The sequence below is a fragment of the Pseudomonas protegens genome, assembly GCF_003732485.1.
Lineage (GTDB): Bacteria > Pseudomonadota > Gammaproteobacteria > Pseudomonadales > Pseudomonadaceae > Aquipseudomonas > Aquipseudomonas protegens_B.
This window is the reverse complement of the sequence record NZ_MOAK01000021.1, coordinates 17,594-27,624: the sequence shown is the minus strand read 5'-3', so window position 1 is coordinate 27,624 and position 10,031 is coordinate 17,594. Positions and strand designations below refer to the sequence as shown.

Genomic DNA, 10,031 nt, shown 5'->3' with positions numbered 1-10,031 from the left:
ACCAATTTACAGTTCAAGGCCTGGCCACACCGGCCTTGAATCGATCGGTACTCAGCACTGATCAACTGTTAGAAGGGTATGTGTCCCCTTCGTCTAGTGGCCTAGGACACCGCCCTTTCACGGCGGTAACAGGGGTTCGAGTCCCCTAGGGGACGCCACGTTTACCCGTTATGCGGGATTTAAGGGTCATTCAATTATTGAATGGCCCTTTTGTTTTTCTGGCGTCCGGCCAACTCTTGCACTCTTCCTCAGCCTGCACTTCTGACCGGCGGTCACACTGGCGACTTGCGGAAAATTATTATGAGAATAATATTTTGTTCGTAATATTCGGAGGCAACGATGAACGATAAAAAAGCTCAAACCCGCGAACGTATTCTCCAGGCTGCCAGTTCGGCGCTGATCCAGCGTGGCCCGGCCGAACCGAGTGTGGGTGAGGTGATGGGGGCTGCCGGGCTGACGGTGGGTGGCTTCTATGCGCACTTCGAGAGCAAGGATGCGCTGATGCTTGAGGCGTTCACCCAATTGCTCGCGCACCGACGTGGCTTGCTCGATGAGATGGATACAGGTCTGAGTGGTGAAGAGCGCAGGGCTTTGGCTGCGGCGTTCTATCTGTCGCGCAAGCACCGCGACTCCACTGAACAGGCCTGCCCGATTCCGGCATCGGTGGGTGAGTTGGGGCGGCTTCCAGAGAGTTTTCGCAAGGCTTTGAACGAGCATATGGAACTGATGGTCGCGCAGTTGGCTGCCAGTCCCGAAGACACGGACAAAGCCTTGGCGGATATGGCGCTGATGGTTGGCGGGCTGTCCCTGGCGCGGGCTCTGGGGCCGGGTGAGCTGTCCGATCGTCTGCTGCGTGCCGCCAAGTCGGCAGTTCTATGACCTGAAGTTCGGTTGCGAGGTGGTGGGTGATGAGCGGATTGAGCTGGATTCGTGGTGTCAATGGCACTCTGGGCTGGGTGGCTCCTCAGTGGGCGGCGAATCGGATGCGCCAGTTGTTCATGACTCCCCGTGAGCTGCCGCCCCGAGAGTGGGAGCTGCCCCTGCTGGAGCATGCCGAGCGTCTTACCTTGCGGTTTGGCCTTTCTGCCTTGCGTTGGGGGCAGGGGCCGACAGTGTTGTTGATGCATGGCTGGGAAGGGCGACCCACACAATTTGCCAGCCTGATCAAGGCGCTGGTGGCCGCTGGTTATACCGCGGTGGCGCTGGACGGTCCCGCCCACGGACGCTCTCCGGGAGATGAGGCCAATGTGGTGCTGTTTGCCCGGGCGATGTTGGAGGCTGCGGCGGAATTGCCGCCCTTGCGCGCAGTGATTGGCCACTCCATGGGCGGTGCCAGTGCCATGCTTGCTGTACAGCTGGGATTGCGCACCGAAACCCTGGTCAGTATCGCTGCGCCGGCTCGGATTCTTGGTGTGCTGCGAGGTTTTGCCCGCTACATGCGCTTGCCGCCCAGGGCGCGTTCGGCTTTTATCCGTCAAGTGGAGAAGGATGTGGGGATGCGCGCTGCGACGCTGGACGTGGCTCAGTATCAGCTGGAGATGCCTGGTCTGATCATTCATGCCGATGATGATCGGTTTGTACCGGTCAAGGAGTCGGAGTTGATCCACCGGGCCTGGTTCGACAGTCGCTTGCTGCGCTTGAGTGAAGGTGGTCATCAGCGGGTGTTGGCCGATCCCCGAGTGATCGACGCCGTGATCACTCTGGTCACTGGACGCCATCTGCAGGCGCGCCAATCTGCCTGAGCATCCGTTACACTGCCCCGGTCAAAAATCTGACCGGGAGTTGGGCATGAGCTGGGATCTGGCAACGCCATTCGTTATCGATCTGCAGGTGGTGGCCGAGGATATCGATGGCTTGGGGCACGCCAACAATGCGGTCTACGTGACCTGGCTGGAGCGTTGCGCCTGGCGGCATTCGCAACGCCTGGGGCTGGACCTGGCTGAATACCGTCGCCTGGATCGGGCGATGGCCGTGGTGCGGCATGAGATCGACTACCTGGCCGCGGCTTACGAAGGAGATGAGTTGCAACTGGCCACCTGGATCGTCGATTGGGACCAGCGCCTGAAGATGACCCGACGTTTCCAGCTGATCCGTCCAAGTGATGGCAGTACCTTGTTGCGGGCCCAGACCACCTTTGTCTGTATCGAACTGTCCAGCGGCAAACCCAAGCGCATGCCCGCCGAATTCCTCGAGGGCTACGGCCCGGCCCTGCAGGGCTTGTGAACACCTCCTCCTGTCTGTAGGAACTGGCTTGCCAGCGAAGGCGTGTTCAGCGGCGCGGCGGGGTCCATTCGCCGGCACGCGCAACACCACCCGGCCGTTCCTACAAAATTCCTGTTATCAGGCGAAACCCAGTAAACTGGCGGACGTTTTTTCGCCTGATTTTTCGTTGAGTGTGTTTCATGCAAATTGCCTTGGCGCCCATGGAGGGGTTGGTCGACAACATCCTGCGGGATGTATTGACTCGTGTTGGCGGGATCGACTGGTGTGTCACCGAGTTCATCCGCGTCAATGACCGTCTACTCACGCCTGCCTATTTCCACAAGCTCGCCCCCGAGTTGCTGCAAGGCGCGCACACTGCTGCCGGCGTGCCATTGCGGGTGCAGTTGCTGGGGTCCGATCCGGTGTGCCTGGCCGAAAATGCCGCGCTGGCCTGCGAGCTGGGTAGCGAGGTGATCGATCTGAACTTCGGTTGTCCGGCCAAGACCGTCAACAAGTCCCGGGGCGGGGCGGTGCTGCTTAAAGAGCCTGAGCTGCTGAACCAGATTGTCGAGCATGTGCGGCGAGCAGTGCCTGCGCATATCCCGGTCACAGCAAAAATGCGCCTGGGTTTCGACAGTCCCGACGGTTCGCTGGTGTGCGCTACGGCGCTGGCCGAGGGCGGCGCGGAGCATATCGTGGTTCACGCACGGACCAAGGTCGATGGCTACAAGCCGCCGGCCCATTGGGAGTGGATCCCTCGGGTGCAGGAGGTGGTCAAGGTACCGGTGTTCGCCAACGGTGATATCTGGAGCGTCGAGGATTGGCGGCGTTGTCGGGAAATCAGCGGTGTCGAGGACATCATGCTGGGTCGCGGGCTGGTCTCGCGCCCCGATCTGGCTCGGCAGATAGCCGCAGCCCGAGCCGGTGAAGAGGTGGTGGAAATGTCCTGGGCCGACCTGCAGCCCATGCTCCAGGACTTCTGGGCGCAGGTGGTGGTGCAATTGACTCCACGTTCGGCCCCTGGGCGCCTGAAGCAGTGGCTGGCGATGCTGACCCGCAATTACCCTGAAGCGGTCGAGCTGTTCACCGCCCTGCGTCGGGAAACCGAGCTGGACCAGGTCGGTCGCCTATTGGGTATGCCGCAGAGCGAAGCCGCGTAAAAAAATTGAAAAAACACCTCTTGAAATGCGAGGGACGATCCCTATCTCTTGGGTACGCGATGCCGAATTCGGGTCGCGGAGATAACCACTCGCTGACTATCAGGAGAAATACCCATGAGTACTGCATTTTCCTTGGCTCCACTGTTCCGTTCGTCTGTCGGCTTCGACCGTTTCAATGATCTGTTCGAGTCGGCACTGCGTAACGAACCGGGCAGCAGCTACCCGCCCTACAACGTTGAAAAACACGCCGACGATCAATATCGCATCGTCATCGCGGCCGCCGGCTTCCAGGAAGAAGACCTGGAGCTGCAAGTGGAAAAAGGCGTGTTGACCGTGAGCGGTGGCAAGCGTGACGCCAATGAAAGCGTCACCTACCTGCATCAGGGCATTGCCCAGCGGGCATTCAAGCTGTCCTTCCGCCTGGCCGACCATATCGAGGTCAAGGCGGCGGCCCTGAGCAATGGTCTGCTGAATATCGACCTGCTGCGGGTCGTGCCGGAAGAAGCCAAAGCCAAGCGCATCCCGATCAACGGTGCGCAGCAGCCGGCTCTGCAACACTAAGACCGCTGCGAAAAAAGGGCGCCCTGGTGGCGCCCTTTTTTGTGCCCCTCACTTCAGCAGTTTCATGAACTCGCTCAAGGGCAGCGGCCGGCTGTGCAGGTAGCCCTGGTACAGGTGGCACTCCAGCCCCTGCAGAAACTCCAGCTGCTGCGGTGTTTCCACACCTTCGGCGATCACCTTCAAGTTCAGGCTGCGGGCCATGGCGACAATGGCCCGGATGATCTCCGCATCGTTGGGATCGTGGGTAGCATCGCGGACAAATGACTGGTCTATCTTCAGGGTGTCCACTGGCAAGCGTTTGAGGTATGTCAGGGAGGAGTAGCCGGTACCGAAGTCATCCATGGCAAAACTGACCCCGAGCTTTTTCAGTCGACGCATCTTGCTGATGGTGTCATCCAGGTTCTGGATCACGATGCCTTCGGTGATCTCCAGCTTCAGCAGCGATGAGGGCAGGGCATAGGCGGTCAGGCTGTGTTCGATTCTTTCGACAAAGTCGTTCTGGCGGAACTGCCGTGGGCTGATATTGACGCACAGACTGAAGTGGTAAGGGTCGACCAGGCCTTGCTCGATCAGTTGGCTGAAGGCCAGGCAGGCCTCATCGAGAATCCAGGTGCCAACCTCAAGGATCAATCCGCTGTCCTCCAGCACCTTGATGAACTCCGTCGGTGATTGCGCCCCCAGCTCCGGGTGCTGCCAGCGCACCAGGGCTTCGGCGCCGACGATGCGGTTGTCGCGGGCATCCACCTGGGGCTGGAAGTGCACACTGAATTCGCCGCGTGACAGGGCCAGGCGCAGGTCGGTTTCCATGCGCAGGCGTTCGCTGGCGGCCTTCTGCATGGTGTTGTGGTACATCTGCGTGGTGTTGCGCCCGGAGTCCTTGGCACGGTAAAGGGCGATGTCGGCGCGCTTGAGCAGGTCGGTGGGGGTCGAACCGTGATCGGGGATCAGCGCCACGCCGATGCTGGGGGTGACCTGCAGACGCTGGCCGTCGAGGAACATCGGTTCCGAGAGCAGTTCGCGCAGGGTTCCCGCCAGTTGCCGCACTTGTTCGCTGACCTCATTGCGCGAGCCTTCCAGGCCGCTGAGCAGCACCACGAATTCGTCGCCACCCAGGCGCGCGACGGTGTCCTCCATGCGCACACTGGCTTCCAGTCTGGCGGTGATGATCTTCAGTACGGTATCGCCCACCGGGTGTCCCAGGGAGTCGTTGATGTGCTTGAAGTGGTCCAGGTCGAGGAACAGCAGCGCGCCTCGCAGATTATGGCGCTTGAGCAGAGCGATCTGCTGGCTCAGGCGGTCCATCAGCAGGGCGCGGTTGGGCAGGTTGGTCAAGGGGTCGTGGTAGGCCAGGTGGCGGATCTGTGCCTGGGCATTCTTCAGCAGGCTGACGTCCCGGGCCGTGAGCAGCAGGCACGGGGTTTCATTGAGGATGATCGGTTCCACCGAGACCTCGAGGGTGAGGATTTCCCCACGCTTGTTACGCCCGAGCATTTCCAGGTGATGCACCCGGCCCTTGAGCCTGAGCTCCGCCAACAGCGTGGCGAGCTGGGCTTCTTCGGCCCAGATGCCGACCTGGTACATGGTGCGGCCGAGCACTTCATCGGTGCGGTAGCCGGTCAGGCGGCAGAAACCGTCGTTGACCTCCAGGTAGCGGCCAGTGTCGCGCTCGGTGATGGTGATGGCGTCGGGACTGGAATGGAAGGCCTTGGCGAATTTCTCTTCGCTGGCCTTGAGAGCGGCCTCCGAACGCTGTTGCTGGGTGATGTCCCGCAGCGTTGTGACGATGCACGGCTGCTTGTCGACGGTAATCAGGCGGCTGGAAATGATGCAGGTCAGCGCCTGGCCGTTCTTGTGGTTGACCACCACGGCCACGTTGTTCAGTGCCTGTTCGCGAATCACCTGTTCGATCCGCCGCAGGCGCGGGGCAGGGTCCTCCCAGAAGCCGATCTGCTCGGCGCTGTGGTTGATCACATCTTCCTGGGTCCAGCCGAAGGTCTGGGTGAAGCTTGAATTGATCTCGATGAACTGGCCGGTTTCCAGCAGGGTCAGGCAGATGGGGTCCGGGCTGACCTGGAACAGGCTGGCGAACTTCTCTTCGGAAGTGATCAGGCGCTGTTCGCGCTCCACCTGCTCAGTGATGTCCAGCAGCGTTCCGGCCATGCGCAGTGGATTGCCCTGCTCGTCGCGATAGAGGCGGGCACGGCTTTCCAGGAAGCGCGAGCTGCCATCCGCCAGTTGCACCCGGTAGGTCAGCTGGTAGTTGCCCGCCGGGCCTTCCCGCAGGCTGCGGTAGGCATCGCGCATGCTGTCGCGCTCTTCAGTGGGTACGCCCTCGAAAAAGGCTTCGAAGGACTCATGGAAGGGCGCCGGCTCCAGGCCGTGCAATTGCGCGGCGCGGGCCGAGCCATAGAGCATGCCGCTGGGAATGTGCCAGTCCCAGGTGCCCAGTTGCGCCGAGTCCAGGGCCAGGTCGAGGCGTTCCTGGCTGTCCTTGAGGGCCTGTTCGGCTCTTTTGCGTTCGCTGGTGTCGAGAAAGGTGCTGAGCAGGTAGGGCTTGCCTTCCAGCTCGATTTTCTGCGCGCTGAGAATGCCGTCGTGGATCTGGCCGTTGCTGGCGCGGAACTGGACTTCGAGGCTGGCGGCCTGGCCCTTTTTCTGCACGGCCTTGATCAGTTGGGTTCGCTGTTCGGGATTGACCCACAGGCCGATCTCCAGGGTGGTGCGGCCTATCACATGTTCGGCGGGCCAGCCGAACTGGCTTTCGAAGTATTGGTTGGCTTCGCTGATCAGGCCATCTTCCAGGCGGGTTAGCAGCACCATGTTGGGGCACAGGTGGAACAGGGTGGCGAAGCGCTTTTCCGAACTGCTGAGGGCCTCTTCGCGCTGGCGTTGGTGGGTGATCTCGCGGATCACCCCGATCATTCGGGGCTTGCCGTGCTTGTCCGGCAGCACGCTGCCGTTGATCTCCAGCCAGTGCAGACTGCCGTCGGGCCAGCGAATGCGGTGGTGCATGGCGTGTTCCAGGGGCGCTCCCGCCAGCACCGAGTGAAAAGCCCGCACGGTCCTGGCCCGGTCTTCAATGGGGAGCAGATCGAGGTATTCGAGGTTTTCCGGCAGGGGTTGGCGCGGATCGAAGCCGAACAGTGCCTGAGTGCCCCGGGACCAACTGATCTGCCCGCTTTCAATATCCCAATACCAGGCTCCCAGCCGTGCGCCATTGAGGGCGGCGAGCAGTTGCGGCGCACTTTCCCAGCTTTGTTCCGACTCCCGGGGGTCGACAGCATGGATGCGTGGCATGGGCGGAATACGGTCAGCGGGTTTTGGCATGGGTGTCAGGCCTTGAGCTGAGTCATTCGTTTGGCGCGGGATACTCATGACAGTGCGGCGTGGCACGGGCAATACCCGGAATAGCTATGCCGGGTTCCCTGGCCAATCGACTTGTGCATCCAGTAAGGCCATGAAAGCCCGCGCAGCATTCGACAGCGTCCGTTCGGTATGCAGGATATAGCCTAGCTGGCGTCGCAGTTGTATGCCCGGTAAAGGAATGCGCGCCACTTGATCGTCAAGCATGGTGCGGGGGAGCACGCTCCAGGCCAGTCCGATGGAAACCATCATCTTTATAGTTTCCAGGTAGTTAGTGCTCATGGCGATGTTCGGTGTCAGGCCCTGGGCTTCAAACAAGCGTTGGACAATATGGTGAGTAAAGGTATTGCCGCCGGGAAAAACCGCCGGATGCAGGGCAATGTCCGCCAGGCTGACCTGGCCGTTGCTGACCAGCGGATGTTCTGGAGCTGCGACGAAGTCGAGGGGGTCGTCCCAGACCGCAGTCGCCTTGATCAGGCTGTGGGGCTCGGGCGCCAGGGTGATCACTGCCAGTTCGGCGCGGCCATGGAGAATTTCCTCATAGGCCACTTCGGAATCCAGGAACTGTATGTCCAGGGCCACCTGGGGGTAGCGTCGGGTAAAGGCCCGCAGCAGCGAGGGCAGGCGATGCAGACCGATGTGATGGCTGGTGGCTAGGGTCAGGCGGCCGCTGACTTCCCCGGTGAGGTTGGTCAGGGCACGACGCGTGTCGTCCAGCACGTTGATGATCTGATACGCCCGGGGCAGCAGAGCGCGTCCGGCCTCAGTCAGGCCAACCTCGCGGCCCAGGCGGTCGAACAGGCGCACATTGAGCTGCTGCTCCAGGCCGGCGATACGTTTGCTGATGGCTGGCTGGGTCAGGTGCAGGCGTTCGCCGGCGCCGGAGAAGCTGCCGGTCTCGGCGATGGCGATAAAGGCGTTGAGATTGGCCAGGTCCATGATCGTATTCCAGTTGGTTATCCAAAGCATGAAAAATATGAATTTGAGTTATTTAATCTAACGCCATAGCATCAGCCTCACAAGCCAAGGGGTTATTGATCGGCCGACGATCAGGGCCCGGGGCATAGAAACAAGCTGATGAGGAATGGTCCGATGGCCGGCAAGACGCTCTACGACAAGCTCTGGGATTCGCATTTGGTCAAGCAGCGCGACGATGGTTCGGCGCTGATCTATATCGATCGTCACATCATCCATGAGGTGACCTCGCCGCAAGCGTTCGAAGGCCTGCGTCTGGCCGGGCGCAAGCCTTGGCGCATCGATGCCAACATCGCCACCCCGGACCACAACGTACCGACCACTCCTGAGCGCAAGGGTGGGATCGAAGCGATTGCCGATCAGGTCTCCCGTCTGCAGGTGCAGACCCTCGATGACAACTGTGACGAATACGGCATCGTCGAATTCAAGATGAACGACGTGCGCCAGGGCATCGTCCACGTGATCGGTCCGGAGCAGGGCGCGACCTTGCCGGGCATGACGGTGGTCTGCGGTGACTCCCACACCTCCACCCATGGCGCCTTTGGGGCCCTGGCCCATGGCATCGGCACTTCCGAGGTGGAGCACGTGCTCGCCACCCAGTGCCTGGTGGCCAAGAAGATGAAGAACATGCTGGTGCGCGTGGAAGGCACCTTGCCATTTGGCGTGACCGCCAAGGACATCGTCCTCGCAGTGATTGGCAAGATCGGCACCGCCGGCGGTAACGGCCACGCCATCGAGTTCGCCGGCAGCGCGATTCGTGACCTGTCCGTTGAAGGCCGCATGACCATCTGCAACATGTCCATCGAAGCCGGTGCCCGTGTCGGATTGGTGGCGGCGGACGAAAAGACCGTGGCCTACGTCAAGGGTCGTCCATTCGCACCCAAGGGCGCTGAATGGGATCTGGCCGTCGAGGCCTGGAAAGATCTGGTGTCCGATGCTGATGCCCAGTTCGATACCGTGGTCGAGCTCGACGCAGCGCAGATCAAGCCGCAAGTCAGCTGGGGCACTTCGCCGGAAATGGTTTTGGCCGTGGATCAGAACGTGCCGGACCCGGCCAAGGAAATGGACCTGGTCAAGCGCGACTCCATCGTCCGCGCCTTGAAGTACATGGGTTTGAGCGCCAACCAGGCGATCACTGACATTCAATTGGATCGCGTGTTCATCGGTTCCTGCACCAACTCGCGGATCGAAGACTTGCGTGCCGCAGCGGTGATCGCCAAGGGCCGTAAAGTGGCCTCTACCATCAAGCAGGCGATCGTGGTCCCGGGTTCGGGGCTGGTGAAGGCCCAGGCCGAATCGGAAGGCCTGGACAAGATCTTCCTCGAAGCCGGTTTCGAATGGCGTGAGCCGGGCTGCTCGATGTGCCTGGCGATGAACCCGGACCGCCTGGAGTCCGGTGAGCATTGCGCGTCGACCTCGAACCGCAACTTCGAAGGGCGCCAGGGCGCCGGTGGGCGTACCCACCTGGTCAGCCCGGCCATGGCCGCCGCCGCCGCTGTCAGCGGTCGTTTCGTCGATGTCCGTGAATTGATCTAAGGAGCGCAGCATGAAAGCTTTCACCCAGCACAATGGTTTGGTCGCGCCTTTGGATCGTGCCAACGTCGATACCGACCAGATCATCCCCAAGCAGTTTCTCAAATCGATCAAGCGCACCGGCTTCGGTCCCAACCTGTTCGATGAGTGGCGCTACCTCGACGTGGGCCAGCCCTATCAGGACAACTCCAAGCGTCCGTTGAACAAGGATTTCGTCCTCAACGCCGAGCGTTACCA

Annotated in this window: 8 protein-coding genes, 1 tRNA gene and 1 pseudogene; 8 read left to right on the top strand and 2 right to left on the bottom strand. The window is 61.1% G+C overall.

The window, feature by feature from the left end:
* Positions 1-82 precede the first annotated feature (82 nt).
* The 6 genes from BLX41_RS02420 (at position 83) to BLX41_RS02395 (ending at position 3,923) form a co-directional block, all read left to right on the top strand.
* Positions 83-158: transfer RNA gene (locus tag BLX41_RS02420), tRNA-Glu, on the top strand.
* 181 nt (positions 159-339) lie between these two features.
* Positions 340-879, top strand: coding sequence for a TetR/AcrR family transcriptional regulator (locus tag BLX41_RS02415; RefSeq protein ID WP_123723627.1), 540 nt, complete (start codon positions 340-342; stop codon positions 877-879).
* A 29-nt stretch (positions 880-908) separates the two neighbouring features.
* On the top strand, positions 909-1,742 hold the full coding sequence (locus BLX41_RS02410) for an alpha/beta fold hydrolase (RefSeq protein WP_123723626.1): 834 nt from the start codon (positions 909-911) through the stop codon (positions 1,740-1,742).
* Positions 1,743-1,788: 46 nt separating this feature from the next.
* Positions 1,789-2,223 carry an acyl-CoA thioesterase gene (locus tag BLX41_RS02405; protein ID WP_123723625.1) on the top strand — a complete coding sequence of 145 codons (435 nt, stop codon included), beginning with the start codon at positions 1,789-1,791 and terminating at the stop codon, positions 2,221-2,223.
* A 179-nt stretch (positions 2,224-2,402) separates the two neighbouring features.
* On the top strand, positions 2,403-3,362 hold the full coding sequence (locus BLX41_RS02400) for a tRNA dihydrouridine synthase (RefSeq protein WP_123723624.1): 960 nt from the start codon (positions 2,403-2,405) through the stop codon (positions 3,360-3,362).
* 114 nt (positions 3,363-3,476) lie between these two features.
* The gene (locus BLX41_RS02395) at positions 3,477-3,923 is read left to right on the top strand and encodes an Hsp20 family protein (protein ID WP_123723623.1); all 447 of its coding nucleotides are present in this window, start codon (positions 3,477-3,479) and stop codon (positions 3,921-3,923) included.
* Between the two features lie 48 nt (positions 3,924-3,971).
* Here BLX41_RS02395 and BLX41_RS02390 read toward each other — a convergent pair whose 3' ends face one another.
* A complete protein-coding gene (locus BLX41_RS02390) occupies positions 3,972-7,250 on the bottom strand; it encodes an EAL domain-containing protein (RefSeq protein WP_123723622.1) in 3,279 nt (1,092 codons plus the stop codon).
* An 84-nt stretch (positions 7,251-7,334) separates the two neighbouring features.
* Positions 7,335-8,225 (bottom strand): LysR family transcriptional regulator, encoded by an 891-nt coding sequence (locus tag BLX41_RS02385; RefSeq protein WP_123723621.1) that lies wholly within the window; start codon positions 8,223-8,225, stop codon positions 7,335-7,337.
* 153 nt (positions 8,226-8,378) lie between these two features.
* Here BLX41_RS02385 and leuC point away from each other — a divergent pair, with 153 nt between their 5' ends.
* Positions 8,379-9,797: a 3-isopropylmalate dehydratase large subunit gene (gene leuC / locus BLX41_RS02380; protein WP_123723620.1), complete on the top strand. Its 1,419-nt coding sequence runs from the start codon at positions 8,379-8,381 to the stop codon at positions 9,795-9,797.
* Between the two features lie 10 nt (positions 9,798-9,807).
* A pseudogene (locus BLX41_RS34235) lies at positions 9,808-10,031 on the top strand (3-isopropylmalate dehydratase small subunit); the annotation flags it as partial.